This window comes from Arthrobacter glycogeni (genome assembly GCF_054511155.1).
In genome coordinates this window covers 119,116-145,490 of record NZ_JBTNDE010000006.1, presented here as the reverse complement: position 1 = coordinate 145,490, position 26,375 = coordinate 119,116, and the positions used below count along the sequence as shown (strand labels likewise).

Below are 26,375 nucleotides of genomic sequence, written 5' to 3'. Positions count from 1 at the left end.
CCTGGGATAGGTAGTCGCGGTGCGTCCGGTCAGGGCTGACCTGTCCGGCTTGGGGTATCGGCGGCGGGGTCTCCCCCCAGCCTAGTGGAAACGTCGGGGGCGGCGCCGATCGTGTCTTCCTCGGTCAGCCTGGCCCGTTCCTGAAGTCGGAGCACCGCCGCCCGGAGGGCAAGCTCCGGGTCCAACCCATCGGCGGTGGCCCGGCGGACCATCGACAGCAGCAGGTCGCCCAGCTCCGCTTCGGTCTGCGGGGCATCAGCGAGCAGGGCCGTCGCAGACTCCGGCGCCGGCTCAGCCGTCCGCCGGAGGGTTTTTGCCGCCAGGGCCAGGGCCGGCAGGTGCACGGGGATGCCGTGGAACGGGTCGACCCGCTGCGGCTCCTCGACCCGCTTGACCTGGTGCCAGGTCTCAACGATGGACTCGATGGTGGCGGGGAAACTTTCCCGCAGCTCCCCGTCGGGAGTAAAAACGTGCGGGTTACGCCGGATCATCTTCCGGGTCAGCCCGTCAACGACGCCGGCGAGGTCGAAGGTGCCGTGTTCGCGTTGCAGCTGGGCGTGGAGGACCACCTGCAGGAGGACGTCACCCAGCTCCCCGCGCAGGTGGTCGGAAACCTCGGATCCCGCGGGATTACCGGCGCGTGTGTTGAAAGCGTCGAGTGCGTCGACCAGTTCGTAGCACTCCTCCACCAGGTATTCAACCAGCGAGGCGTGCGTGAGCGCCGCCATCCACGGGCAGTGTTCCCGTAGCTGGGCCACCACCTCGACCAGCCGGTCCAGTGGATGCTGGCCTGCTGGCGAGGTGGGGCCCGGTACTAGCTCAGGCATCAGCGCGAAGAAAACCTTCGGTAATGTAGTCGGCCAGGGCTTCACGGTCCTCAAGCGGCAGGAATGCTGCGTCGACCGCGTTGAGGGTCAGCTGCAACAGGTCACCCATGTCGTAGTCGAAGGTTTCGGTGAGAAGGTCGAACTCGTCGGTCAGGGTGACACCGCTCATCAGGCGGTTGTCAGTGTTGACGGTGACCTTGAACCCGAGTTGGAACAGCAGGTCGATGGGGTGGCTGGCAATGTCCCCACCGAACGCAGCGACCGCTCCGGTCTGCAGGTTGGAGGAGGGGCAAACCTCGAGGACGATGCCGCGGTCCCGGACCCAGGAAGCCACCTGGCCCAGGGAGACGACGCCGAGTTCCGGCTCGTCGCTATCGGCGTCGTACTCAATTTCAATGTCTTCGGCGATGCGGACTCCGTGGCCGAGGCGGAGAGCGTGACCGTGCACCAGCGCGTCAACAATACTGTCCAGGCCAGCGGCCTCCCCCGCGTGGACGGTAACGGGGAACTGGTGTTCGGCCAGGTAGGTGAAGGCATCCTTGAACCGGGAGGGCAGGAACCCGTCCTCGGCTCCGGCGATGTCGAAGCCAACGGCGCCCTTGTCGCGGTGCCTGACGGCCAGTTCGGCGATTTCCTGGCCACGGTCGGCGTGCCGCATCGCGGTGATGAGCTGGCCCACCTGGATGGCCCTGCCCCCGGCGACGACGGCGTCGACTCCCTCGTCGAGGCCCTGCTGGACCGCCTCGACTACCTCATCGAGGCTCAAACCCTGGGTAAGGTGCTGTTCCGGCGCCCAGCGCACTTCACCGTAGACGACGCCGTCGTCGGCAAGGTCCTCGACAAACTCGCGGGCTACCCGGATCAGACCGTCGCGGGTCTGCATTACAGCAATGGTGTGGTCGAACGTTTCGAGGTACCGGACCAGGGAACCGGAGTTGGCTGATTCGCGGAACCACTCCCCCAGGGCCACAGCGTCGGTGGACGGCAGTTGGTGGCCCGCTGCCTCGGCAAGCTCGATGATGGTGGCCGGGCGCAGACCCCCATCCAGGTGGTCATGCAGGGAGACCTTGGGCAGGCTCCGCAGGTCGAAGGTGAGGTCGGTCGCTGGGGAAATGATTGGCTCAGTCACTCCACTTACCTTACGCGAGGTGCGGTGGCGGGCCTATCGGTGGACGGCGCAATTATTGGCTGTCCGAGTGAACTTTGGCAGGCTCGGGGCGCAGGGGTGTGGAACCGCGGACCGCCGCTATGATCCGGTCGACGATGACCCCCAGAACCACGGCGATACCGATGGCCACCAGTACTCCGAGCAGGTGATTGTCTTCAAACCATGATCCTGCCAGGACACCGATTCCCACCGAGTAGGTTGCCCACACCACGGCCGAGAGCGCGGTGAGCCCGACGAAGCGTCGGCGCGAATAGCCGGTGGCTCCGGCGGTGAGATTGACCGCCACCCGTCCGATCGGGATGAACCGGGCCACAAGTATCAGGGAAGCCGCCCGCTTTTGCAGCTCATACGCGGCCCAGCCGAAGGATCGTTGCATTCGGGCGGAGCGCATCCACCGGAACCGTTGGGTCCCGATTGCTTTGCCCATGGCGTAGGCAATGTTGTCTCCGATGAACGCTCCGAGACCGGCGGAGATGACGAGGAGCCAGGGGTTGGGGACGCCCTGGGTGAGGACGAGAGAGGCGAGGCCCACCACCACCGATTCGCTGGGGAAGGGAGGAAAGAATCCGTCGACCGTGCAGCAGATGAACACCAGGAGGTAGACCCAGGGCTGCTCCGCGGTGCTGAGGATGAACGTGCTGGCCGCGTTCAGGACTGTGATGACCGAGTCCATGTGTGGCCCACCCCCTTCTTCCCGCTCGCTGACTGTTCGACAGTTATCACGATGTCATCCGCCGGGGACTACTGCCATGGGTGGATCCCCTGACACGACCCCTGTTTCCGCAAAGGTGGAGGGTGGCTGACTCGGTACCGGAATGTTCGGTCCCCGTGATAGTTCAACGCTAGCCCGCACAGGACCGACGCCGCGTCGACCGTTCGGCTGATCTTCCCGCCGCCCGCGTCCACCCATAGGAGGACCTGCGGACAAAACGGGGCGGGTACCGGCGGCGCGGCGTCAGGGTAAAACCTCAGGGGGCTAGGCCTCCGCGATCCGGTCCAGGATGAGCTGCCAATCCGGCCGGGATCCTTCGGGGGCGATGACGACGGCGCCCTCGAGCGCCTCCCGCGCCCGCCCGAATTTCTCCGGCGTATCGGTGAGCAGGGTCATCAGTGGCTCCCCCGCGCGCACCAGCGCACCCGGCTTGGCGTGCATCCTGATTCCCGCCCCCGCCTGAACGGCGTCCTCCTTGCGCGCACGCCCCGCGCCGAGGCGCCAGGCAGCAATACCAACGGACAGGGCATCGAGTTCCACGAGCACGCCATCGGCGGGAGCGTAGACGGTTTCCGATTCCCTGGCGACGGGCAGCTCGGCGCGTGGGTCTCCGCCCTGGGCTTCGATCATTGAGTTCCAGACGTCCATGGCCCGTCCGTCCCTGAGCGCTGCAGCCGGGTCGGCGTCCCGGACACCGGCGCAGGCGAGCATTTCCTCGGCCAGCCTGACGGTCAGTTCCACCACGTCCTGCGGTCCACCACCGGCGAGCACCTCAACCGACTCCTGCACCTCAATCGCGTTGCCGGCGGTGAGGCCCAGCGGCGTCGCCATGTTGGTGAGCAGGGCAACCGTGTTGACTCCCGCATCGAGGCCGAGGGCCACCATGGTGCGGGCCAGCTCGCGGGCCTGGTCAAGGTTTTTCATGAACGCGCCGCTGCCCACCTTCACGTCGAGGACCAGTGAGCCGGTGCCCTCAGCGATCTTCTTGCTCATGATGGACGAGGCGATCAGCGGGATGGCTTCGACGGTGCCAGTGACGTCCCGGAGCGCGTACAGCTTCTTGTCGGCCGGGGCGAGGCCCGCACCGGCGGCGCAGATCACTGCGCCGACGTCGGCGAGTTGGCGCATCATCTCGTCGTTGGTCAGGTCCGCCCGCCAGCCGGGGATGGACTCCAACTTGTCCAGCGTGCCACCCGTGTGGCCGAGGCCCCGCCCCGACAGTTGCGGGACGGCGACACCGAACACTGCCACCAGGGGCGCCAGGGGCAGGGTGATCTTGTCGCCCACTCCGCCGGTCGAGTGCTTGTCGCTGGTGGCTTTGCCCAGGGACGAGAAGTCCATCCGCTCACCCGAGGCGATCATCGCCGTCGTCCATCGGCTGATCTCGGCACGGTCCATCCCGTTGAGCAGGATGGCCATGTTGAGGGCAGCCATCTGCTCATCGGCGATGGCGCCGCGGGTGTACGCGTCGATGGTCCAGTCGATTTGCTCCGGGCTGAGGGTACCGCTGTCCCTTTTGATGCGGATGATGTCGACGGCGTCGAACTGATCAGACATGTACTGGGTGTCCTTAACTTCGGTGGCTACGTTGTGGGCTGCACAGGGTGCGCCCTAGGGGTTGGCGGTGAGGTGCTCAGGTCCGAAGGCGTCGGGCAGCACCTCGTCCATGGTTTTGATGCCGCTCACCGTCAGGAGCACCATGCCGGGGGCACGGAACTCGTACAGCAGCTGGCGGCACCGGCCGCAGGGCATCAGGGTGTTGCCGTTGCCGTCAACGCAGCTGAACGCGACGAGCTTCCCGCCGCCGGTCATCTGCAGCTGGCTCACCAGGGAACACTCCGCACACAGCGTCAGCCCGTAGGAGGCGTTCTCCACGTTGCACCCCGAGACCACGCGGCCGTCGTCGGTCAGTGCCGCGGCGCCGACCGGGAACTTCGAGTACGGCACGTAGGCACGGCGCATCGCCTCGGTGGCCGCCGCGGTGAGCTGCTCCCAGGGGATCTGGTGGCCCGCGGTGGGGACAGCGGTCATGGCTACTCCTTGATGTACGGAGTGCCGCCGGCTGCGGGTGGCCGCGAACGGCCGACCAGCCCGGCGACGGCGAGGATTGTGACAATGTACGGGAGCATGGCCATGAACTGGCTCGGCACCGAGGTACCGATGATGGAGAGCACATACTGAAGGTTGGTGAAGAAGCCGAACAGGAGGGCCGCGAAGAACGCTCCGATCGGGTTCCAGCGCCCAAAGATCAATGCCGCGAGGGCAATGTAGCCTGCACCGGCGGTCATGTCCCGGGAGAAGGAGCTCACTGAGACGAGGGTGAAGAAAGCGCCACCGAATCCGGCGACAGCGCCGCCCAGCAGGACATTCCAGAACCGGGTGGCATTGACCTTGATCCCCATGGTGTCTGCCGCCTGCGGGTGTTCGCCGACGGCCCTGACCCGTAGCCCCCACCTGGTGTGGAAGAGGCCCACGTAGATGACAATCACTGCGACATACATCAGGTAGCCGACGATGCTCTGCCTGAACAGGATGCCGCCGATGATCGGCAGGTCGGACAGGAACGGGATACTGATGATCGGCAGGTTCGGTGGAGAGTTGAAGGTGGCGGAGTCGCGGTCCAGGAGCGTCGAGGCGAGGAACCCGGTCAGCCCGGAAACCAGCACATTCAGCACCACACCGACGATAATCTGGTTGACGTAGTACTTGATGCTGAACACCGCGAGCACCACCGAGACCAGGGTCCCGGCGAACGCGGCGGCGATCAGACCGACGTAGGCGTTACCGGAAATCGAGGCCGCTACGGCTGCGGCGAACGCACCGGAAAGCAGTTGGCCCTCGATGGCAATGTTCACCACACCGACCCGCTCACACAGCACGCCGGAGAGGGAGCCGAAGATCAGCGGGATCGCGAGGGTCACCGATCCGGCGATCAGACCAGAGAGGGAAATACTGGGCGTGTTTGCGCTGCCCACCACCCATGTGAGGAAGGCAACCATGAATAGCGCACCGTAAATGATCGGAATCCACCGGTTCACCGGGCGACCGTTCCTGACCTGCAGGAACGAGTACACGGCGATCAGGGTAAGGACGACGGCGGTGAACCAGCCGACTCCCGCCGCGGGGAGCGCCACATCGGCCAGCCGGAACCGGTCCGAGTCGTCGGAGACCCGGAAGACAGCGGTCTGCGATGGGCCGCCCAGCGCGAAGACGAGCAGGGCGACCAAGGCGCCGATGCCGAAGCCGATGGGGGCTTTCCAGTTCCTGACTGTCGGTGTCCGCGACGGGCCCTTGGGCCGCATGTCTGTTGCAACGCTCACGCCACTCCTCCAGCTGCCGTCGTGGTGGTGATGTCCTGGAACGACTGATCGGGTTTGTTGGTCTTTTTCTTTTTCCGGTCGATCCTGAAGATGGCCTTGACCAGGGGCGGTGCGGCGATGAAGAGCACAATCAGTGACTGCACTACCAGCACGATGTCGATCGGTGTGCCGGTCTGGGTCTGCATCTGGACCCCACCGGCGCGGAAGGCACCGAACAGCAGTCCGGCGAAGAACACGCCCCAGGGATGCGAACGGCCCAGCAGGGCAACGGTGATCGCGTCGAAACCGAAACTGGCGGCGATACCACCGGTCAGGACCTTCTCGGTACCGGCGACCTGCGCCACCCCGGCCAGGCCGGCGAGGCCACCGGCAATCATCATGACAACGACGTACCCCCTGGTCACGCTGATACCGGCGGTGCGTGCCGCGTTCGGGTTGGCGCCGACGGCCCGGAGTTCGAAACCGGTCGTCGAACGGTTCAGCACCCACCACACGCCGTAGGTTGCCGCGACTGCGACCAGGAAGCCCAGGTGCAGGCGGAAGCCGGAGCCCAGGAGCAGCGGGAACAGGGCCGAGTCGTCCAGCCGCGGGCTGATCGGGTTGGACGAGCCGGGGTTCTGGAACGCCGGGGTGAACAGGAGGTACGCCACCAGGTACACGGCGACATAGTTGAGCATGATCGTCACGATCACCTCGTGGGCTCCGGTGCGTGCCTTGAGGATGCCGGGGATGAAGCCCCAGAGCGCACCGCCAACAAAACCGGCGAGCACAGCAATGAGGAGGTGGATGCCCGGCGGTAGGTCAAGGGTGAAACCGACCCAGGCTGCGAAGGTTGCGCCGAGGATGATCTGTCCCTGGGCCCCGATGTTGAAGAGTCCGGTGCGGAACGCGATGGCGACGCCGAGGCCCGCCAGGATCAGCGGGGTCGCGACCGTGAGCGTCTCGGTGAGCGGGCGGAACGCCTGCGCGATGGTGTCGGCTTCCGGGTTGAAGACGGCGCCCTGGAACAAGGCAATGTACGCGCCGCTGGCTGCTTCCCAGGCGGCGGACAACATGTCGCCGGGCCTGCTGAAGAAGTACGACGACGTCTCGGCGACACGCTCGTCGGTGACGGCGATCAGGAGGCCGCCCAGCACGATGGACAGGACCACCGCCAACAGAGCCACCAGCGTGCTTCCGCCCATGATCCGGTGGAGGACGCTGCGGGAGCCCTCGCCCTGCTGCAGCTGTGAGCTCATTGTTTCTCCTCCGCGGACTGGCCCAGGGCCTCGTCCGCCGTCAGTCCGGCCATCATTAATCCAAGGACGTCCCGCGGGGTGTTACCGGGGACCACGCCCATCAGCTGTCCGCGGTGCAGGACAGCAATCCGGTCGGCTAGTTCGCTGATCTCGTCCAGTTCGGTCGACACGATCATCACCGGGGTCCCGCCGTCGCGCTCCTGGACGATGCGCTTGTGCAGGAACTCGATGGACCCGACGTCGACGCCGCGGGTCGGCTGTGAGGCAATGAACAGGTTCAGTGGCCGGGATAATTCGCGTGCCAGCACCACTTTTTGCTGGTTACCGCCCGAGAGGGTGCCGACAGCCGATTCAGCTGACTGGGTGCGCACGTCGTATTCGGCGATCTTGGCCGTGGCGTTGGCTTGGACCACCGCGGGTTTCATGGCCAGACCCTTCGCGAAGGGCGGCTCGTTGTACCAGTTGAGGATCAGGTTCTCGGCGACCGAAAAGGTGCCGACCAGCCCATCAACCTTCCGGTCTTCGGGGACGAAGCCGACACCCTGCCGGATCACCTCTTTGGCCTTCATCCCGATCAGTTCGGTGCCCTTCAGCGTGATGGATCCGCTGGCGTGGGGCTGCAGGCCAAGAATGGCTTCGGTGAGTTCGGTTTGGCCGTTGCCCTGGACACCGGCGACGGCGAGGATCTCACCCTGGGCAATGTCGAAGGTGACGTCGTCGACCAGTCGCTGCCCGGTAGCGGAGAGGACAGTAAGATTTTTGACCTGGAAGGTGCGCTCCCCCGGCTGGGCGGGCGCCTTGTTCAGGCTCAGGCTCACCTGACGGCCGACCATCATGTTGGCCAGGTCGGAGGTGCTGGTGGCAGGGTCAACGGTTCCCACCACTGCGCCGCGGCGGATCACGGTGATCACGTCGGAGACGGCCCGGACCTCGCGCAGTTTGTGCGAGATAAAGACGATCGCCGTGCCCGCAGCCTTGAGCTGGCCGATGATCTCGATCAGTTCGTCGGTCTCCTGGGGGGTCAGGACAGCAGTGGGCTCGTCGAGGATCAGGACGCTGGCGTTACGGACCAGCGCCTTAATGATCTCGACCCGCTGCTGCACGCCCACCGGGAGGTCTTCGATCAGGGCGTCGGGGTCGACGTCGAACCCGTACCGGTCGGAGATGTCACGGATCTTGGCGCGGGTTTTCTCGAGGTCGAGGAGACCGCCGGCGCGGGTAAACTCGTCGCCCAGCGCAACATTCTCGGCGACGGTGAAGACGGGGATAAGCATGAAGTGCTGGTGCACCATGCCGATCCCGGCGGCCATGGCGTCGCCGGGGCCCCTGAAGGTGACGGCCTTGCCGTCGAGCAGGATGCTGCCGTCCGTGGGTTCATACAGTCCATAGAGGACATTCATGAGAGTGGATTTGCCTGCGCCATTCTCGCCGAGCAGACAGTGCACTTCGCCAGGTTTGACGATGAGGTCGATGGAGTCGTTCGCCACCAGGGTGCCAAACTTCTTTGTTATTCCCTGCAGTTCGAGCAACAACGGACTCCAACCACCTGTTCTGGATCAGGACCACCACTGCGGCGGTGGCCGGTAGGTGGTCGATGAGATGTTTGCTGGACACCAGCCTAAACGCATAACGCGCCGCCAGCCCCGCGTGCGGATGTACCCTCACGCGGAGCGGCGGCGCGTTATGCCACAGCTGTTACTGCTGTGGGCTGGCTTCAGATTCCACAGTGATGTCGCCGGAGATGATGCTGGCCTGGATCTCTTCCAGTTCGGCCTTCAGCTCGTCGGAGACCGACTCCTCCTGGTCGTGGAAGGGCGCGAGGGCTACCCCACCGTTTTCCAGGGTGCCCACGTAGGGGGCGTTGTCGAACTTGTCGTCGACGTCGGTGCTGATGACCTCTTCGACCGCTTCACCCATCAGTTTCATGACCGAGGTCAGGATGAATTCGTTGCCGGCGTCCACGGTCAGGAAGCCATCGGAGTCAACCCAGATGACCTTGGCGTTGGCGCCGTCGGCGTTGGCTTCCTCGACCGCTTCGATGGTGCCTACGCCCACTGGGCCGGCGACCGGCATGATGATGTCGGCGCCCTCGTTGATGAAGTTCTCGGTGTTGGTTTTGCCGTTGGCGAGTGACTCGAAGTCACCGGTGAAGGTACCGGTCTGGGCTTCTTTGTCCCAACCGAGCAGCTGGACGTCGGTGTCCTTCTGCTCGTTGTAGTAGGCGACGCCATCGGCGAAACCGTCCATGAAGATGGTCACGGTGGGGATCTGGATGCCGCCGTAGGTGGCTACAGAGCCGGTCTCGGTGGTACCTGCTGCGGCGTAACCGGCCAGGAATGCAGCCTGAGCCGTGTCGTAAATGATGGGCTTGACGTTCGGCAGGACGATCTGGCTGTCATCGACGATGGCGAAGTTCGTGTCGGGGTTCGCTTCGGCGGCTTCGGCGGTGGTCGCCGAGAGCAAGAAACCGACTGTGACGATCAGGTCGCAACCGCTGGTGACCATCGAATTGACGTTGGGGGCGAAGTCGGTCTCGGCCTTCGATTCCGCTTCACGAATTTCGATGCCCAGGTTCTCCTGAGCCGCGGTGATTCCCTCGTAGCTGGACTGGTTGAACGACTGGTCGTCGAAGCCACCGGAGTCGGAGACGATGCAGCCGGTGTAGTCGACTGTCGCTTCTGTTGCGTCCCCGCTGGCATCGGCTGATCCTGCTGGCTCCTCTGGCGCCGCGCCGCAACCGGCCAGTAGCAGAGCGGAGACACCGAGCATTGCGGCTGACAGGGCCGTCTTGTTGTTGAGGCGCATGGTGGTGCGCTGTGAGTTCTTCAAAATTCCTCCAGAAAGAAATGAGCCCCACGGCTGAAGATCTCAGTGAGTGACCGCCACTGACGCACTGGCGTGCGCAAGGCTCTGTTTTCACTGATTTTTCGTAGGCACTGGGCCGCGCCGTGGGCCGGCACGATATGAACTTACTCTAGCGGCGCACCGCCCCAGCTCTTACCAAATCAGGCGACGAAGATCACATTGTTCGGGATTTGTTACCAACCGGTATTCCGTTGGAAACGTCGTCGGTCCACGCGGCATCCAACGCTTCCAGCGAGGCTACCCGGGAGGCGACGTCGTACGTGGTTCCGGTGATCATCACTTCGTTGACGCCGGTCTGCTGAACCAGGGCAGCCAGGCGGTTCACTACCTGGGCCGGAGTGCCGACCGCCTTGATGGCGGGCAGGTGCTCCAGCACCATCAGTTCCTGGTCGGTGAGCTGCCGGGACGCGGCGTCTTCCGGGGAGACGATGGGACCCAGCCGCCCCGAGCGGAGGGCCAGCGCCATCACCCGGGCGGGGCCGGCCAGGTAATCGGCTTCCTCCTCGGTGTCCGCGGTAAGGGCCGAAGTGGCCAGCATGGCGTGCGGTTCGTCGAGCACCGGGGAGGGCTGGAAGTTGGACCGGTACAGGTTCATGATTGCCGCCGGGTCCTCGTTGCCGAAGTGGTGGGCGTAGCTGTACCGCACGCCGAGCATGCCGGCGAGCTGCGCCGAGTAGGAGCTGGAGCCCAGCAGCCAGACCTCAGGGAAACTCGTGGCCGACGGGGTGGCGACCAGGTTAAGGGCCTGGTCCGGGGAGCGGTGGTCGCCGAGGAGTGACATCACCTGAAGGACGTGCTGCGGGAATTCCTCGACGCCCAGGCCACCGGCCTGCCGCCGGAGGGCCATGGCCGTGGCTTGATCGGTGCCGGGAGCCCTGCCGATGCCCAGGTCAATCCGGTCCGGGTACAAGGCTTCGAGCAGGGCGAACTGTTCGGCGACCACGAAGGGTGCGTGGTTGGGGAGCATCACACCGCCCGAGCCGAGCCTGATGCGCTCGGTCTGTGACGCCAGGTGAGCCATCAGCACGGGCGGTGAGGTGGAGGCCACGGCGGGCATATTGTGGTGTTCGGCGACCCAGAAACGCCGGAACCCTAGCCGGTCGGCCGCCTGCGCGAGGGTGGTGCTGTCGGCCAGCGCCTGACCGGAGGACTTTCCGACGCCGACGGTGGCGAGGTCGAGGACTGACAGGGGCGGTCGGGTGCTTACTGATGTGCTCACAGGGAAGGTAACCGGCCTGGTGCCTTCCCTATTCCATTCGGGTCACCGTCCCCCTGGGATCAAGTCCCAGGGTTTTGGTCGGCCCCAGGGTTTTGGCTAATGCCTGACGGCGCGGATGGCGCGCAGCGCAGCGTTGGCCATCACCCTGACGCCGCAGCTGATGGCGTGTTCGTCGGGGTTGTAGTCGCCCCGGTGCAGGTCATACGTTTCGCCGCCATGGGTTCGGGTGCCGAGCCGCATCATGGCGCCCGGAACTTCCTGGGTCATCCACGCAAAATCCTCCCCGCCCATGGACTGGGGGGTGAGGACGACCGCATCGGGGCCCAGTTCGGCGCGGGCGGCCGCTTCGAGCAGCCCGGTTTCGGCCTCGGTGTTGATCACCGGGGGCACCCCGCGGGTGTGCTCAAGGTGGACCTCCACGCCGAAGGGTGCAGCAATCTGACGGACCGTACTGTCAAGGAGGTCCCCTGCGGCCTCCCATGCCTCGCCGTCAAGGCAGCGCATGGTCCCGGACATGAACCCATGCCCGGGAATTGCGTTGGGGGCGCTGCCGGCGTGGATCTGACCCCAGACCACCGATACGGCGCTGCGGACGTCGATCCGGCGGGACAACACCGCAGGCACATTCACCGCAATGTTCGCGAGCGCAAACACCAGGTCCTCGGTCAGGTGCGGGCGAGAGGTGTGGCCGCCGCGGCCGGTCAGCTCTACCCTGACGGTGTCGGAGGCCGAGGTGATCGCGCCGATCCTGGTGCCGACGAGGCCGACGTCGATGTGCGGGTCGCAGTGCAAAGCGAGGATCCGGGGGACACCACCGAGCACTCCCTGCTCGATCACTTCGAGGGCACCGCCGGGCATCATTTCCTCGGCGGGCTGGAAGATTACCCTGATCCGCCCACCCAGCGGTTCGTCGTCGTTCATCCTGCAGAGCACCAGCGCCACACCGAGCATCACGCTCGCGTGGATATCGTGCCCGCAGGCATGGGCGATTCCGGTCGAGGCGGAGGCATAGGGAAGGCCGGTCTCTTCGAGAACCGGGAGGGCGTCGATGTCGGCGCGCAACCCCAACCGGATGGGACCTTCCCCGATGTCAACGAAAAGTCCTGTGTATTGAAGGCGCTGGGGGTGCAGACCCGCCGCTTCGAGGCGCTCAACCAATCGATCCGTGGTGCGGTATTCCTTGTGCGAAAGCTCGGGGTGGATGTGCAGATCCCTCCTGAACCGGGTCAGTTCCTCGAGCAAGGGGGCAAGGAACACACCGATGGGCGGAGCGACTGACGGAACGGTTGGCGCACTGCGATTGGTCTGCACCCCTCCAGCCTAGCCACCGCGGGTCTGCACCGGAGAACTGTGCGGCAGCATGAAGCTGCCCGGCATCCCTCAACCCCGCCGGCGCACCGCGAGATCTGGAGAGTTCAGCGCCGTCGAACCCACCAGACCTACCCCTTCGGCGATGGGTAGGAAGGGTCTCTTCGGCGATGGGTGGGAGGGAATGCTAGAGGACGTCGATCTCGCCGCTGGCCCGCAGGTGCTCGACCGCCTTCTTGACTTCCTGGGCGTGCTCTTTAGTGGTCACGAGGAGCGCGTCAGGGGTGTCGACAATGACTACATCGTCGATCCCGATCAGGGCGATCACCCGTTTGGTGTCGGACACGACGATCCCCGAGGCGTTGTCGGAGAACACCCGCGCACCCTCCCCCATTACCGTCAGCTTGCTGTTTTCGATAGCCGGGTTCAGCCGGCCGATGGCGGCGAAGTCGCCGACGTCGTCCCAGCTGAAGTTGCCGGGGATCATTGCGACATCGCCAGCCGCGGCGGCCGGTTCGGCGACCGCATAGTCAATGGCGATCTTGGGCAGGGTCGGCCAGACCCGGCGGGCCACCTCGACCCGGGCAGGGGTGTCCCATGCCGTGGCGATCTCGGTCAGGCCGGCGTACAGCTCTGGTTCGTTGGCTTCGAGGTGGCGGAGCATCAGCGCCACCGGCGCAACGAACATGCCAGCGTTCCAACTGTAGTTGCCGGTCTCAAGGTAACCGCGGGCCACTTCCTCGGAGGGCTTTTCGACGAACTCAATCACCGCGTGGGCGCTCGGGGCACCCTCAATGTCAAGGGTTTCGCCGGCCCGGATGTAACCGAAGCCGGTCGCGGGGAGGGTGGGCTGGATCCCGATCGTGACAATGTATCCCTGCGCCGCGGTGTGGATGGCCTCCCGGACCGCGTCCTGGAACACCTCGACCGGCGTAATGACCTGGTCGGCGGCGAAGGAGCCCATGATGATGTCGGGGTCCCGCTGGTACAGGATGGCAGCGGCGAGCCCGATGGCAGCCGCCGAGTCCTTCGGCTCACTCTCAAGGACCAGATTGGAGTCCTGGATCTCGGGGATCTGCTTCAGGACGGCCCGCCGGTGCACCTTCCCGGTGACCACCATTATGCGGTCGCCGCTGAGGGGTCCCAGGCGGTCATAGGTAGCGCGGATCAGCGTGCTGCCGGACCCGGTCAGGTCATGCAGGAACTTCGGGGCGGCCGCGCGGGACAGCGGCCAGAGGCGTGTTCCTACCCCCCCGGCGGGGATCACGCCATAGAAACGCTCAAGCGCCTCATCTGGGTTCTGGGCACCAGCCCTGTGCGTAGTCATCGCCTCCACGTTAGTGCACAACGCCGAATACTCGCTGGTACGCCTCTCGCTTCAGGCGCTGTCAAGAATGTCGCTGTTAAGAATGTCACAGCGTAGGGAAGCCTAAATTGAACCTGCGGGTGACGGAGCCTACATTAGGATCAAGTGAAGAGTGCTTTCGCACCGGGGTCTACCTGCGTGGCAGACACGCAAACGCCGGGCGTTGCAGGGGAGGTTATTTCAGTGTCGAAGACACCAGCAGGCACCCTTTATCGCGGCCGTGAAGGCATGTGGTCCTGGGTAGCACATCGTATTACCGGAGTAGTGATCTTCTTCTTCCTCCTGGTCCACGTGCTCGACACTTCGTTGGTGCGGGTGTCTCCGGAGGCGTATGACGCAGTGATCGAATCCTACAAAAACCCCATCATGGGCTTGGGCGAACTGGGGTTGGTGGCAGCCATCGTTTTCCATGCGTTCAACGGGCTGCGCGTCATCCTGATCGACTTCTGGAAAAAGGGACCCAAGTATCAGCGCCAACTTCTGTGGGGCGTCGTCGGACTGTGGTTTGTCACCATGGTCGCGTTCTCCATCCGTCATCTCTCGGTTGTCTTCGGAGGTTAAGCCATGGCTACCCCAGTCATTGAAAGTCCCCGCTCGGGCCGCGTAGCGCCTGAGTACACGCGTAGCGGCGCCAGCAAGGGCAACTTCGAAATGTTCGCCTGGCTGTTCATGCGGGTCTCGGGCATCATCCTTGTGGTACTGATCTTCGTGCACCTCTGGACCTCATTGGTCGACGGCGACGGCATTAAGGGCGTCGACTTCGGCTTCGTGGCAGGCAAGTGGGCCCAGCCTGTCTGGCAGATCTGGGACCTCGTGATGCTGTGGCTGGCCATGCTGCACGGCACCAACGGCATCCGGACCATCATCAACGACTACGCCGAGAAGGACTCGACCCGGTTCTGGCTCAAGAGTGTGCTCTACGCCTCGACCGTCGTCATCATCGTGCTCGGCACCCTGGTGATTTTCACCTTCGATCCGTGCCCAGTGATCGACGGCGTGGCGCACGTAGCGCCATACTGCCCGGCCCCGTAGGCTAGCGACGCTTCCGGCCGCCGGCGCGGCCGTCCGGTTACAACAGAAAGAGCAACACGTATGCAGGTCCACAAGTACGACGTCGTCATCGTGGGTGCCGGCGGCGCTGGCATGCGCGCAGCCATCGAATCCGGTCAGCGCGCGAAGACGGCAGTACTGACCAAGCTGTACCCGACCCGCTCCCACACCGGAGCGGCTCAGGGAGGCATGTGCGCGGCCCTGGCGAATGTCGAGGAAGACAACTGGGAATGGCACACCTTCGACACGGTGAAGGGCGGCGACTATCTGGTGGACCAGGACGCTGCCGAGGTGATGGCCAAGGAGGCCATCGATGCGGTCCTGGACCTCGAGAAGATGGGCCTGCCGTTCAACCGCACACCTGAGGGCCGCATCGACCAGCGCCGGTTCGGCGGTCACACCCGCGACCATGGCAAGGCTCCGGTGCGCCGCTCCTGCTACGCCGCCGACCGCACCGGCCACATGATCCTGCAGACCCTGTACCAAAACTGCGTCAAGCACAATGTCGAGTTCTACAACGAGTACTACGTCCTTGACCTCCTGACCGTTCAGGAGGAGGTCACAGTCGACGGGGTCACCAAGGTGCAGACCCGGGTGGCCGGCGTCGTCTCGTACGATCTCGCCACTGGCGAACTTCACGTGTTCCAGGCCAAGTCGATCATCTTCGCCTCCGGCGGAGTCGGCAAGGTGTACAAGACCACCTCCAACGCTCACACTTTGACCGGTGATGGCATGGGCATTGCCTTCCGCCGGGGCATCCCGCTTGAAGACATGGAATTCTTCCAGTTCCATCCAACCGGTCTTGCTGGCCTCGGCATCCTGCTCTCCGAGGCAGCTCGCGGTGAAGGCGCGATTCTGCGTAACTCGGAGGGTGAGCGGTTCATGGAGCGCTACGCTCCGACCATCAAGGACCTGGCGCCCCGCGACATTGTTGCCCGCTCAATGGCCAACGAGGTACGGGAAGGCCGCGGCTGCGGGCCCAACAAAGATTACGTCCTGTTGGACCTCACCCACCTTGAGCCAGCCCACATCGACGCCAAGCTACCCGACATCACCGAGTTCGCGCGGACCTACCTGGGCGTTGAGCCGTACACCGAGCCGGTACCGGTCTTCCCTACCGCCCACTACGCCATGGGCGGCATCCCCACCAATATCAAGGCAGAGGTCCTGCAGGACAACGACACGGTGGTGCCTGGTCTGTACGCCGCAGGCGAGGTTGCCTGCGTCTCAGTTCACGGGTCGAACCGTCTGGGCACCAACTCGCTGCTCGACATCAACGTGTTCGGTAAGCGGGCCGGGATCTACGCGGCTGAGTACGCGTTGACCGCCGACTTCGTGGAAATTCCCGAACACCCGCTGGTCGAGACCGAGTCGCTGCTCGACACCATGCGCAGCTCCGAGGGCGGCGAGCGGGTGGCGCAGATCCGCAAGGAGCTGCAGGACATCATGGATGCCAACGTCCAGGTGTTCCGCACCGAGCAGACCCTGTTGGAGGCACTGAGCGTGATCGATGGGCTGGAAGAACGGTACAAGCACGTCACCGTCCAGGACAAGGGAAAACGGTTCAACCTTGACCTGCTCGAAGCCGTTGAACTCGGGTTCCTGCTCGACATGGCCAAGGTCATGACCGCTGCAGCCCTGCACCGGAAAGAATCCCGCGGTGGACACTTCCGCGAGGACTTCCCCGACCGGGACGACGAGAACTACCTGACCCATTCGATGGCCTATCGGGATCCGACGGCCACCGATACTTCCGGGGTGCGCCTGAAAACCAAGCCGGTTGTGTTTACCCGTTACCAGCCCATGGAGCGTAAGTACTGATGAGCACTGAAACAGTCGAAAGAGAACCAGCCTCCAAAATTGACCTCGCACCGGGGATTGGCGGCGGCGGGGAAATCCCGACGTTCGACATCACGCTGAAGGTCCGCCGGTTCAACCCGGAAGTTTCAGACGACGTCTACTGGGACGAGTGGAAGCTGACCATGTATGGCACCGACCGCGTGCTCGACGCCCTCCACAAGGTCAAATGGGAGCACGACGGCACTGTAACGTTCAGGCGTTCCTGCGCCCATGGTGTCTGCGGGTCGGACGCGATGCGGATCAACGGCCGCAACCGGCTGGCCTGCAAAACCCTGCTGAAGGACCTCGACACGTCGAAGCCCATCCTCGTGGAGCCCATCAAGGGCCTCCCCGTGGAGAAGGACCTCATCGTCGACATGGAGCCGTTCTTCCAGTCCTTCCGGGAGGTCATGCCCTTCCTGGTCAACCGTGGCCACGAGCCCACCAAGGAGCGCCTGCAGTCTTCGGAGGAGCGGGAACGCTTCGACGACACCACCAAGTGCATCCTTTGCGCCGCGTGCACGTCGTCGTGCCCCGTCTTCTGGACCGATGGCCAGTACTTTGGTCCCGCGGCGATCGTGAACGCGCACCGGTTCATCTTCGACTCCCGCGACGACGCCGGCGACATGCGCCTGGAGATCCTCAACGATAAAGAGGGTGTGTGGCGCTGCCGCACCACGTTCAATTGCACCGAAGCCTGTCCTCGAGGCATCCAGGTCACCAAGGCCATCGCCGAGGTCAAGCAGGCCATTCTGAGCCGCAAGATCTAGTTTCGTTCGTTACCGCTCAGCGCGGAGATGAACTACGGGAGGCGACGCGGCTCCGCTGTTTCAGCGACCGGCCGTGGCGTGGTGCGAGCCCGGCTTCGGCGTCGGCGGCGCCGATGGCACCCCACGCGGCGGCCAGCAGATACACCTGGCTAAGCAGGAAGAACCAGACGAACAGCCCGACGACGACGGTGAACGGGGCCAACAGCGGGTTGCCGCCACCCACGCTGGCGAGAAGCAACGTGCTGAACGTCCGCAGCACAGTGCCTCCCACCGCGGTGATCAGCGACGACTGGATGAGCAGCCAGCGTGACTGTTCAATCCCCGACGCGCGTCGGAACAGGATCACTGCCACGGCGAAGTCGAGGACCAGCATGATCACGATCCCGGCGAGCTGGGTCAGGGGCCGTCCAGTGTCACCGAAGTCCAGCCAGTCGAACACCACGTCCAGGAGCGTGTTGGCAACCAGCCCCACCACCGTGGTGAGAACCATGGCAACCCCCAGCACCAGCAAGGTTCCAAGGTCTTTGATGCGGATCAGTACCGGGTGTTCAGCCAGCGGAGGGAGGGCAAAAATCCCGCGCATCGCCTGCCTGACCCCCGCAATCCAGCCCAGGGCGGTAATTACAGTGATGATGGTGGAGACGATCAGGGTGAGGGTCAGGCCGTCGTTGGCGTTGAACAGCTGTGCCGGGGTGGCCAGGCCGGGCCCGTCCGGTTCCATTTTGAGGATTCCCGGTGCCGCAGCATTCACCGCCTCGACGATGAGGTTCTGCAGGGGAACGTTTCCGGCGACCACCAGGCCGAGGATCGAGAACCCCGCCAGCAGCAGCGACGCCATCGAGAAGAACAGGCGATAGGCAATGCCTGCCGCCATCAGCGGACCACGGCGGACTGCGTAGAGGTGAAACACCCGCACCGGCCGCTGCACGAAGAAGCGGGCCAGCAGGTAGGTGATGGTGGCCTCCAGCAGGGGAAGCCCACCGGTACCCCGGCGCCGCACCTTGTTCAGCTCCTTGCGGGCGTCGATCACCTTGAGTTTGAGGTGGGCTAGTTCGGCCGGTCGGGGCTCGTTATAGTAGTCGATCTGGGCCGGGGTGATCGCCCTGGTTTTGATCCTCGCCAAAGCTCAGCTCTTCCCTCAGTCTCCAGGTGCCGCACGAATCGTGCTCGTATAATCCCATAGTACGGACCGTGAAGGACGCTTCGAATCCCGCGAGTTGGGTCTCCGCCCAGTCCATGCTCGCCGCGCTGACGTCGTGAGCGACAGTCACGTGGGGGTGGAACGGGAATTCGAGCGACCGCTCCAGGGGTCCGCACTGGAGCCTGGCGTGCAGCTCTGCGCAGTCATCGAAGCCTTCCTCAAGGTTGAGGAAGACCACCGGGGATACCGGCCGGAACGTCCCGGTGCTTCTGAGGGTCACTGTAAAGGGCTTCTGCCCGCGGGCCACGCCACGCACATGCTCGATGGTTGCGTCCCAGTCGGTCGCGGGCGTGGTGGTCACCAGGGTGATGTGCGCCGGAATCAGTTCGGCCATCGGGTCACCGAAGGAGGCACGCCACCGTCCGAGCTCGGCTGCCAGCGGTTCGGGGACCGCGATGACGACGCCGACGCAGCTTTCCCAGGCACTTTCACCATGGTGCGCGGCGAGTCCACCGACCGGCGACGGTTGGCTGCTGGTGGTGGCGCTGACAGGCTGGTCCATGCGGTTAGCGTGCTCCGCCAACCGGGGGGAGGAAACCAACCTTGGTGTACACGTCGGCCAGCGTGGCCGACGCGATGCTGCGCGCCTTCTCCGCGCCACGGGCGAGGAGGCGATCCAGCTCGGCGGGATCGTCGAGCAGTTCCCCCGCGCGAAGCCTGATCGGATCGAGGTGGGCTACCACAACGTCAGCCAGTTCGGTCTTCAGATGCCCATACATCCGGCCCTGAAAGTCGCCCACCACGTCGTCGATGCTCTTCCCGGTGAGCATCGAATAGATGGTGAGGAGGTTGGAGATGCCGGGTTTGGTTTCCTTATCGAACCGGATCTCGGTCCCGGTGTCGGTGACCGCCGATTTGATGCGCTTCGCCGTAACCTTGGGGTCGTCCAGCAGGTTGATCAGCCCGGCCGGTGAGCTCGCGGACTTCGACATTTTCGCCGTCGGGTTCTGCAGGTCATAGATTTTCGCCGATTCTTTCTGGATGAAGGGCTTGGGCACCACGAAAGCTTCACCGAAGCGGGAGTTGAAGCGCTGGGCCAGATCGCGGCTCAGCTCGACGTGCTGGCGCTGGTCCTCCCCCACCGGTACCCCCTCCGGCTGGTACAGCAGAATGTCTGCGGCTTGCAGGATCGGGTAGGTGAAGAGACCCACGCTGGCGGCGTCGGCGCCCTGTTTCTGGGACTTGTCCTTGAACTGGGTCATCCGGGACGCCTCACCGAACCCGGTGATGCAATTCAGCACCCAGCCAAGCTGGGCGTGTTCGGGCACATGCGACTGGACGAACAGGGTGCACTTGTCGACGTCGACGCCCCCGGCGATGTACTGGGCGGCGGTGCGGCGGGTACGTTCGGCGAGTTCGCCCGGTTCCTGCGGAACGGTGATGGCGTGCAGGTCGGGGATGAAGTAGATCGCTTCGTATTCGTCCTGCATGCGCACCCAGTGCACCAGCGCGCCCAGGTAGTTGCCGAGGTGCAGGGAGTCGCCCGAGGGTTGCATCCCGGAGAGGACCCGCTGCCGTGCACCGGTGGTGGGAGTAGTCATGATCACAAATCCTGAACGTTAGAGCCGGTAATCCACTACCAGCGGAGCATGGTCTGAGAAACGCGTATCCCAGGAGGGCGCCCGGTCGACGACGGCGTCGGCTGCCGCAGCGGCGAGCCCCTCGGTGGCCAGGTGGTAGTCGATGCGCCACCCGGTGTCGTTGTCGAACGCCTGGCCGCGCCAGGACCACCACGTGTAGGGGCCGTCGACCTTCCCGGCGAGGCGGCGGTGTACGTCGACGAAACCGAACTCGTCAAAGAAGCGGTCGAAGTAGGCCCGCTCCTGCGGGAGAAACCCCGCCTTCTTCAGGTTGCCTTTCCAGTTACGGATGTCCAGCTGGGTGTGTCCCACGTTCAGGTCGCCTACCAGGAGGGTGTGATCGCGGGAGAGGCGCGGCTCGGCAAGCCGCTCCGACATGACATCGAGGAACCGGTACTTGTCATCCTGCTTGGGGCTGTCGGCTTCACCCGAGTGAACATAGGCGCTGACGACGGTGAGGGTCACACCAGCCACCTCAAAATCGGCTTCGACCCAGCGGCCCGACGTAGCGAAGTAGTCGTCGCCGATGTGGGTGCGGGTCGCTGTTGGCGCCATCCGTGCCGCGATGGCCACCCCGGCACGGCCCTTGGCTGCTGCCTCGGCGTGGAGGATATGCCAGGAGTCCCCGAGCAGCCCCCGAAGGATGTCGTCTGGGGCCCGCACCTCCTGCAGGCACAGGATGTCGACGTCGCGCTCCGCGAGCCAGTCGGCCATGCCGCGCTTGTAGGCGGCGCGAATGCCGTTGACGTTGACCGTGGCGACCCGCAACCGTCCCCCGATTTCGGGGGCCAACGCGGCGGTGGAGGGGGACAATGCTGCAGTGGAACTCACCCGTTCCACCCTACCGGAGCACTGTGTCTGATGAGGGTGGTGTAGTGGTCGCCACAGTCAGTCGACAACAGTGCCCTCCACCGGTCCGTCGTCGTTCTTCTTCATCATTGAACGCGCGTTGTGGGAGGTGATCTCGATCGTCTCAAGCGCACGCGTCACCGTTTCGTCGTCGTGGGCCAGCCCGGCGTTCAAGTGGTCACGGATGACCCGGGCCTGGACCTCGACGATCTTGAAGCTGTGGTCCAGTTTCGTGTCGCGGGCCAGGGTGGCCTCGTCGACCAGACCGGTGGTCCCCTCCTGGATGCCGTTGGCCCGGTTGAATTGCTGGTGGGCTTCGGTGATCCGGGCGCCTGCCTTGCGCGCGGCGGAACGGAGGCTGAACACGACGAAACTGAAAATCAGCAGCCACCCGAGGGAGATGATCGCGACGAGCCAGCCGACGACGTCGTTCTGGTTGGCTGCGAAAACCACTGCCACGAGGAAGACGATAAGCATGATGCTCATCCCGATAGTGCTCATGCGCACACTGAGGCCTCGGCCGGCGCCTGCAGGGACGCTGGAGGCTGAGGGTGAGTTGTTCCCTAAAGGCATCATGGTTCCTATTCTCGCAAACCTTCTCGCAAACCGGCGCACGCCGCGGGGAGCCTTCCACCGTCGGCGAACGGGTTCCGTCGAAAAGTTTCTTTTAATGGCCACCCATCCGTGATGGGCGCCACTCCGAAGTAAAAGTATGTGTGCTGACGACGGCGCGCAAATACTCGCACTATGGAGGAAATCCCATGAACAAGAACTTGCGTCTTCTCGCAGTCCCCACCCTCGCCCTCGGTATGGTCGCCATGGCTGGTGCGCCAGCAATGGCCGCCCACGCTGATGGTTCGTACACCGCCGACTTCGTCCAGCTCAGCGGCACCACCGGTTCCGCCACGTTCGCGCTGGAGATCGATGACAAGACCGCGACCGTAGACCTTCAGGTCTCCGGCCTCGGCGAAACCTTCATGGATGCTCCGTACCCCCACGTACAGCACATCCACGGCGGTGCGATGGGCGAATGCCCCACCACCGAAGCTGACGAAAACGGTGACGGCATCCTGTCCACCACCGACGGAGCAGCTTCCTACGGCGGCATCCAGACCACGCTGACCACCAGCGGTGCAACCGGACCCGAAGAGGGCCTGAACCTTGAGCTCGGCGGCCAGGGTGGAAGCTACTCCATCCAGCGCTCGTTCGAAATGAACGACGCAACCCTTGACGCTCTCGAAGCCGGCACCGCAGTCGTCGTCATCCACGGCCTGGATCCAGCAACGTCCAGCAGCGAAGAAGCCTTCAATTCACCATCTGACCTGGACCCAGCATTGCCATTGGGCGCCACCTCGCCTGCACTCTGTGGCGTTGTGACCGCTTCCCAGATGGGCGAAATGCCTGAAGGTGGCGCCGACACCGGTGTTGCACAGACCGGCTCCAACGACATGGGTATGCTCGTCCTCGGAGGTGGCCTCGTTCTGGCTGCTGCCGCTGGTGGCACCTACGTTGTTCGCCGTAACGCTGCAGCCCGCGCATAAGGAATAGTCTGATTTCATGATCAGCACCAAAAACGGTCGCCGTCGAGGCTTTGCGGTCTCGGCGGCGACCGCCCTTTTGATACTCACCGCTTGCGGCACCGAGTCATCCCCCGAAAGCACGGGGATCGCGGCGCCGCCATCGAGTTCCTCGGCTCCGGCGCCCACTTCGGCCCCGGCTCCGAGTCCGACTCCTTCGGAGGAACCGGCCCCTACGAGCGCTGCGCCCGCCCCCGAACTACCGGCCGTGCTGGAGGCTTCCGCTCCGGTGTCGTTCAACATTCCGACGATTGATGCCCAATCGGACCTGCTGCATTTGGGACTCCGGGAGAACGGCTCGCTAGAGGTGCCGCCCGATGGACCTGGGGCACCAGCGAGCTGGTACAACCAGTCGCCCACCTCCGGTGAACGAGGCCCGTCGGTCCTGCTTGGCCATGTCAACGCTACCGATGGTGGTCCAGGCGTCTTTGCTGACCTGCGGGCGCTGCAATCTGGAGACGAGATCAACGTGGTTCGCGAGGACGGGTCAACCGCAGTGTTCGCCGTCGACCGCGGCGAACAGTACGAGAAGGACAACTTCCCCACCCTCGAGGTCTACGGCAATACCGACGCCGCCGAGCTCCGCCTGATCACCTGTGACGGGTACAACCCTGATACTGGCGAGTTCGACGACAACTACGTGGTGTACGCCACCCTGGTCTCCTAGGCGGACGCACCATAACCGGTACCTGCCGGTCTGGTGCGACGCCGACGGAGATCCGCCCGTCGTCGTCGTTGGTGTGACGCGGACTGAACCCCTCGCCGCGCCACACCAACGACCGTGCTACTTCAGGAAGAGTTTCCGCAGGCGGCTGGTGGTCAACACCATCCCGACGAGGATCATCACCAGGTAGTAAAGGATGTGGATGCTGGTGGCGACGGTGAAGGTCCCCACGCTAATCTGCCGCAGCAGTTCGACGCCGTGCCAAAGGGGCAGCGCCTGAATGAACCACTGGATACCCTGCGGGTACACGCTCAGCGGGTAGAACGTCGCCGAGAACAGGAACATCGGCAGCATCACAAAGTTGATCCAGTCCATCTGCTGGAACGTCTTCAAGTAGCTGGTGATCCCCATCCCAAACGACGCGAACCCGAACGCGATCAGCACCGATGCCGGGACCATCAGCAGCGCCCACGGCGTGGTGATCAGCCCCATCAGGCCCATCACCGCAGTGAACCCGGTGGCATACATCGCCCCACGCAGCAGCGCCAGGAAGATTTCCCCGATCGCCACATCCAGCGGGCCCAGCGAGGTGTAGAGCATCCCCTGGTAGAGCTTCGCGAAGTTCATCTTGAAGAACACATTCCAGGTGGAGTCGTACACCGCACCGTTCATCGCCGAAACGGCCAGCAGGGCCGGCGCAATGTAGGCAGCGTAGCTGATCTCCTCGCCGCCGGGCCCGACGACGGTGCCCACCAGCGCGCCGAGACCAACCCCCATGGAGACCAGGTACAACACCGGTTCGAAGAAGCCGGACACCATGATCAGCCAGTTGCTGCTCTTCGTCGCCCGCAACCCCCGCGCGATCACAGCCTTCGCGTTGCGGGAATAGAGGGCACTGAACCGGCGGGTCTGCGGGGTGATCCGGTAGTCCTCGTCGGTCAGCTGCCGGGCTGAGCGCCGGCCCGGGGAGTGGGTCAGGTGTTCGGTCACTTTCCCAACCTCCGTGCGTAGGTCCTGCGGGCGAGGCGCCAGCCAACGACGGCAAGCGCCACCAGGTACATCAGGTGAAGCACTGCCAGCCAGGCCGGAACCGGGTAGCCGTAGGTGAGCAGGCGGCCCAGCTCGGTACCGTGCCAGAGCGGTGAGGCCCAGCCGATCCACTGCAGGTAGATGGGCAGCGTGTCCAAGGGGAAGAAGGTACCGGAGAACAGGAACATCGGCGTGACCAGGAACCGCATCACGAGGGCGAACTGGCCCTTGTCCTCCTGCACACTGGCCGAATAGGCCATCAACGGCAGCCCGAAAGAGAGACCGCAGAGCACCGCCACCGGGACGGCCGCCCACCCCCAGGGTGACGGCGAGGCGCCGAACGCGGCGACGATCCCGAAGTAGATGGCGCTCATCAGGATCAGCCGCAACGTGATCGCGATGATGTAGCCGTTGACGATCTGGTGCACACCGAGCGGTGAGGCCAGCGGGCCGTAGTAGACCCGACGCCATTTGAAGCCGTCCATCACCGGGTAGGTGAACTCGCCCGCTGCGGTCATGATGGTGGCCGACGCGAGCAGCGCCGGGGCGATGAAGGCAAGATAGCTGACCCCGCCGAAGGCGTCGGCACTGTTCTGGTCCACGAGGCTGGCCAGGCCGACCCCCATGGCGAACAGGTACATCACCGGGTTGCCCACACTGTAGGCGATTAGGGTCCACCGGTACCCGTTCATTACCCGGAGGGCATGCTCGGCGTAGTACCAGGAACCGAACCGCCGGGCGCGCTCGGCAGAGACCTGTGGTGAGTGGGCGCGCAGCGGCGGGAGCGGCGTCGTCGTCGTTGTCGACCTTTCGGTACTGCTGACGGTAGCGGGTGGGCCGGTGGGGTCAGTCAACGAGGCTCCTCCCGGTCAGGCGCAGGAAGACGTCCTCCAGGGAGGACCGCCGGACCAGCGAGGTGATGGGGTGCAGGCCGCGGGCGGCCACCTGCTCGAGGGCGGCTTCGCCGTCGCGCGTGTAGATGAGGACCCGGTCGGGCAGGGGTTCCAGCCGGTCGCCGATGCCCCGCAGTTCGGCGGCGACGGTGGTGTTGCGTTCGGACCCAAACCGGAGCTCGAGGACTTCCCTCGTGGAGTGGTCGCGGATCAGCTGGGCGGGCGAACCCTCGGCCATGATCTTGCCCTTATCCACCACGACGATCCGGTCGCAGAGTTGCTCCGCCTCGTCCATGTAATGGGTGGTCAGGATCAGGGTGACTCCCGATTCCTTCAGTCGGAACAGCCGGTCCCAGAGGATGTGGCGCGCCTGCGGGTCGAGGCCGGTGGTGGGCTCGTCGAGCAGCAGAATCTTCGGTTCATTGATGAGGGATCGGGCGATGGTGAGCCGCCGCTTCATCCCCCCGGACAGTGAATCCACCTTGGACTTGGCCTTGTCGGTGAGTTGGGCGAACTCGAGGAGTTCATCGGCCTTGGGCTTCAGGTAGCTCAGCGGCAGACCGAAATACCTTCCGTAGACCATGAGGTTATCCCTGACCCGGAGCTCCTCGTCGAGGTTGTCCTGCTGCGGGACCACCCCCAAATGCGCCCTGACCTGCGGCCCGTGCTGTTCTGGATCGAGGCCCATGATGGTCAGCGACCCCGAGGTGCGCTGGGACACGCCCCCGATCATTCGCATCGTGGTGGATTTACCGGCACCGTTGGGCCCGAGCAGGCCGAAGGATTCGCCGGCCGGGACATCGAAGGAGATGTCGTCGACCGCAGCGAAATCTCCGTAGTGTTTGGTGAGATTTCTGGCGGAGATGACGTAGTCGCGGGTCGTTGGGTTTGGCACCTGCC

Annotated in this window: 26 protein-coding genes; 6 read left to right on the top strand and 20 right to left on the bottom strand. The window is 64.5% G+C overall.

The genetic code is table 11. The features are described 5' to 3' along the window. Nucleotides 1-29 precede the first annotated feature (29 nt). The 12 genes from ACX80O_RS06325 to ACX80O_RS06270 all read right to left on the bottom strand — a co-directional run bounded on the left by ACX80O_RS06325 (nucleotide 30) and on the right by ACX80O_RS06270 (nucleotide 13,984). Entirely contained in the window at nucleotides 30-827 is a 798-nt protein-coding gene (locus ACX80O_RS06325; RefSeq protein WP_459332894.1) for a MazG nucleotide pyrophosphohydrolase domain-containing protein, read from the bottom strand. Next, nucleotides 820-1,956: an adenosine deaminase gene (locus tag ACX80O_RS06320; RefSeq protein WP_459332893.1), complete on the bottom strand. Its 1,137-nt coding sequence runs from the start codon at nucleotides 1,954-1,956 to the stop codon at nucleotides 820-822. Before ACX80O_RS06320 ends, ACX80O_RS06325 begins: the two co-directional genes overlap by 8 nt. A 52-nt stretch (nucleotides 1,957-2,008) precedes the next feature. Beyond that, nucleotides 2,009-2,668, bottom strand: coding sequence for a DedA family protein (locus ACX80O_RS06315; RefSeq protein WP_459304990.1), 660 nt, complete (start codon nucleotides 2,666-2,668; stop codon nucleotides 2,009-2,011). Between the two features lie 303 nt (nucleotides 2,669-2,971). Further along, complete coding sequence (locus ACX80O_RS06310; protein WP_459332892.1) at nucleotides 2,972-4,264, bottom strand: thymidine phosphorylase; 1,293 nt, start codon at nucleotides 4,262-4,264, stop codon at nucleotides 2,972-2,974. 54 nt (nucleotides 4,265-4,318) lie between these two features. Beyond that, on the bottom strand, nucleotides 4,319-4,738 hold the full coding sequence (locus ACX80O_RS06305; protein WP_459304992.1) for a cytidine deaminase: 420 nt from the start codon (nucleotides 4,736-4,738) through the stop codon (nucleotides 4,319-4,321). A gap of 2 nt (nucleotides 4,739-4,740) precedes the next feature. Further along, nucleotides 4,741-6,027 (bottom strand): ABC transporter permease, encoded by a 1,287-nt coding sequence (locus ACX80O_RS06300; protein WP_459304993.1) that lies wholly within the window; start codon nucleotides 6,025-6,027, stop codon nucleotides 4,741-4,743. Continuing rightward, nucleotides 6,024-7,265, bottom strand: a complete 1,242-nt coding sequence (locus ACX80O_RS06295) for an ABC transporter permease (protein ID WP_459332891.1) — start codon at nucleotides 7,263-7,265, stop codon at nucleotides 6,024-6,026. Before ACX80O_RS06295 ends, ACX80O_RS06300 begins: the two co-directional genes overlap by 4 nt. Further along, nucleotides 7,262-8,797: an ABC transporter ATP-binding protein gene (locus tag ACX80O_RS06290; protein WP_459332890.1), complete on the bottom strand. Its 1,536-nt coding sequence runs from the start codon at nucleotides 8,795-8,797 to the stop codon at nucleotides 7,262-7,264. Before ACX80O_RS06290 ends, ACX80O_RS06295 begins: the two co-directional genes overlap by 4 nt. Before the next feature lie 163 nt (nucleotides 8,798-8,960). After that, on the bottom strand, nucleotides 8,961-10,094 hold the full coding sequence (locus ACX80O_RS06285) for a BMP family lipoprotein (protein ID WP_459304996.1): 1,134 nt from the start codon (nucleotides 10,092-10,094) through the stop codon (nucleotides 8,961-8,963). Between the two features lie 190 nt (nucleotides 10,095-10,284). Next, on the bottom strand, nucleotides 10,285-11,349 hold the full coding sequence (locus ACX80O_RS06280) for an LLM class flavin-dependent oxidoreductase (RefSeq protein WP_459332889.1): 1,065 nt from the start codon (nucleotides 11,347-11,349) through the stop codon (nucleotides 10,285-10,287). A 96-nt stretch (nucleotides 11,350-11,445) separates the two neighbouring features. Then, on the bottom strand, nucleotides 11,446-12,660 hold the full coding sequence (locus tag ACX80O_RS06275; protein ID WP_459304998.1) for an amidohydrolase: 1,215 nt from the start codon (nucleotides 12,658-12,660) through the stop codon (nucleotides 11,446-11,448). A 184-nt stretch (nucleotides 12,661-12,844) separates the two neighbouring features. After that, nucleotides 12,845-13,984 (bottom strand): mannose-1-phosphate guanylyltransferase, encoded by a 1,140-nt coding sequence (locus tag ACX80O_RS06270; RefSeq protein ID WP_459304999.1) that lies wholly within the window; start codon nucleotides 13,982-13,984, stop codon nucleotides 12,845-12,847. A gap of 222 nt (nucleotides 13,985-14,206) precedes the next feature. Between ACX80O_RS06270 and sdhC the strand changes: the two genes are divergently transcribed. The 4 genes from sdhC to ACX80O_RS06250 are packed head-to-tail and all read left to right on the top strand — an operon-like array spanning nucleotide 14,207 to nucleotide 17,682. Further along, nucleotides 14,207-14,584: a succinate dehydrogenase, cytochrome b556 subunit gene (gene sdhC, locus ACX80O_RS06265; RefSeq protein ID WP_459305000.1), complete on the top strand. Its 378-nt coding sequence runs from the start codon at nucleotides 14,207-14,209 to the stop codon at nucleotides 14,582-14,584. 3 nt (nucleotides 14,585-14,587) lie between these two features. After that, nucleotides 14,588-15,055 carry a succinate dehydrogenase hydrophobic membrane anchor subunit gene (locus ACX80O_RS06260; protein WP_459305001.1) on the top strand — a complete coding sequence of 156 codons (468 nt, stop codon included), beginning with the start codon at nucleotides 14,588-14,590 and terminating at the stop codon, nucleotides 15,053-15,055. Nucleotides 15,056-15,115: 60 nt separating this feature from the next. Further along, nucleotides 15,116-16,894 (top strand): succinate dehydrogenase flavoprotein subunit, encoded by a 1,779-nt coding sequence (gene sdhA / locus ACX80O_RS06255; protein ID WP_459332888.1) that lies wholly within the window; start codon nucleotides 15,116-15,118, stop codon nucleotides 16,892-16,894. Continuing rightward, nucleotides 16,894-17,682, top strand: coding sequence for a succinate dehydrogenase iron-sulfur subunit (locus ACX80O_RS06250; RefSeq protein ID WP_459305003.1), 789 nt, complete (start codon nucleotides 16,894-16,896; stop codon nucleotides 17,680-17,682). The genes sdhA and ACX80O_RS06250 overlap by 1 nt, the downstream gene beginning before the upstream one ends. 16 nt (nucleotides 17,683-17,698) lie before the next feature. Here the strand turns inward: ACX80O_RS06250 and ACX80O_RS06245 are convergent, their stop codons facing one another. The 5 genes from ACX80O_RS06245 to ACX80O_RS06225 all read right to left on the bottom strand — a co-directional run bounded on the left by ACX80O_RS06245 (nucleotide 17,699) and on the right by ACX80O_RS06225 (nucleotide 21,888). Beyond that, nucleotides 17,699-18,805, bottom strand: coding sequence for a YihY/virulence factor BrkB family protein (locus ACX80O_RS06245; protein WP_459332887.1), 1,107 nt, complete (start codon nucleotides 18,803-18,805; stop codon nucleotides 17,699-17,701). After that, nucleotides 18,753-19,385 carry a 2'-5' RNA ligase family protein gene (locus ACX80O_RS06240; RefSeq protein ID WP_459332886.1) on the bottom strand — a complete coding sequence of 211 codons (633 nt, stop codon included), beginning with the start codon at nucleotides 19,383-19,385 and terminating at the stop codon, nucleotides 18,753-18,755. Before ACX80O_RS06240 ends, ACX80O_RS06245 begins: the two co-directional genes overlap by 53 nt. 4 nt (nucleotides 19,386-19,389) lie before the next feature. Continuing rightward, nucleotides 19,390-20,424 (bottom strand): tryptophan--tRNA ligase, encoded by a 1,035-nt coding sequence (gene trpS, locus ACX80O_RS06235; RefSeq protein ID WP_459332885.1) that lies wholly within the window; start codon nucleotides 20,422-20,424, stop codon nucleotides 19,390-19,392. Between the two features lie 18 nt (nucleotides 20,425-20,442). Continuing rightward, complete coding sequence (locus tag ACX80O_RS06230) at nucleotides 20,443-21,255, bottom strand: exodeoxyribonuclease III (protein ID WP_459332901.1); 813 nt, start codon at nucleotides 21,253-21,255, stop codon at nucleotides 20,443-20,445. A 96-nt stretch (nucleotides 21,256-21,351) separates the two neighbouring features. Next, nucleotides 21,352-21,888 carry a hypothetical protein gene (locus tag ACX80O_RS06225; protein ID WP_459305007.1) on the bottom strand — a complete coding sequence of 179 codons (537 nt, stop codon included), beginning with the start codon at nucleotides 21,886-21,888 and terminating at the stop codon, nucleotides 21,352-21,354. 185 nt (nucleotides 21,889-22,073) lie between these two features. On the opposite strand from ACX80O_RS06225, the gene ACX80O_RS06220 reads away from it, so the two are divergent. Together ACX80O_RS06220 and ACX80O_RS06215 are read left to right on the top strand one after the other, a co-directional pair. Beyond that, nucleotides 22,074-22,853, top strand: a complete 780-nt coding sequence (locus ACX80O_RS06220) for a GVDTG sorting domain-containing protein (RefSeq protein WP_459332884.1) — start codon at nucleotides 22,074-22,076, stop codon at nucleotides 22,851-22,853. A gap of 16 nt (nucleotides 22,854-22,869) precedes the next feature. Then, nucleotides 22,870-23,556 (top strand): class F sortase, encoded by a 687-nt coding sequence (locus ACX80O_RS06215; protein ID WP_459332883.1) that lies wholly within the window; start codon nucleotides 22,870-22,872, stop codon nucleotides 23,554-23,556. 117 nt (nucleotides 23,557-23,673) lie between these two features. Here the strand turns inward: ACX80O_RS06215 and ACX80O_RS06210 are convergent, their stop codons facing one another. Genes ACX80O_RS06210 through ACX80O_RS06200 form a run of 3 tightly spaced genes read right to left on the bottom strand, consistent with a single transcriptional unit; the run spans nucleotide 23,674 to nucleotide 26,370 of the window. Continuing rightward, the gene (locus ACX80O_RS06210) at nucleotides 23,674-24,495 is read right to left on the bottom strand and encodes an ABC transporter permease (RefSeq protein ID WP_459332900.1); all 822 of its coding nucleotides are present in this window, start codon (nucleotides 24,493-24,495) and stop codon (nucleotides 23,674-23,676) included. A gap of 44 nt (nucleotides 24,496-24,539) precedes the next feature. Then, entirely contained in the window at nucleotides 24,540-25,436 is an 897-nt protein-coding gene (locus ACX80O_RS06205; RefSeq protein ID WP_459332882.1) for an ABC transporter permease, read from the bottom strand. Continuing rightward, the gene (locus ACX80O_RS06200) at nucleotides 25,429-26,370 is read right to left on the bottom strand and encodes an ABC transporter ATP-binding protein (RefSeq protein ID WP_459332881.1); all 942 of its coding nucleotides are present in this window, start codon (nucleotides 26,368-26,370) and stop codon (nucleotides 25,429-25,431) included. Before ACX80O_RS06200 ends, ACX80O_RS06205 begins: the two co-directional genes overlap by 8 nt. Nucleotides 26,371-26,375: the final 5 nt, after the last annotated feature.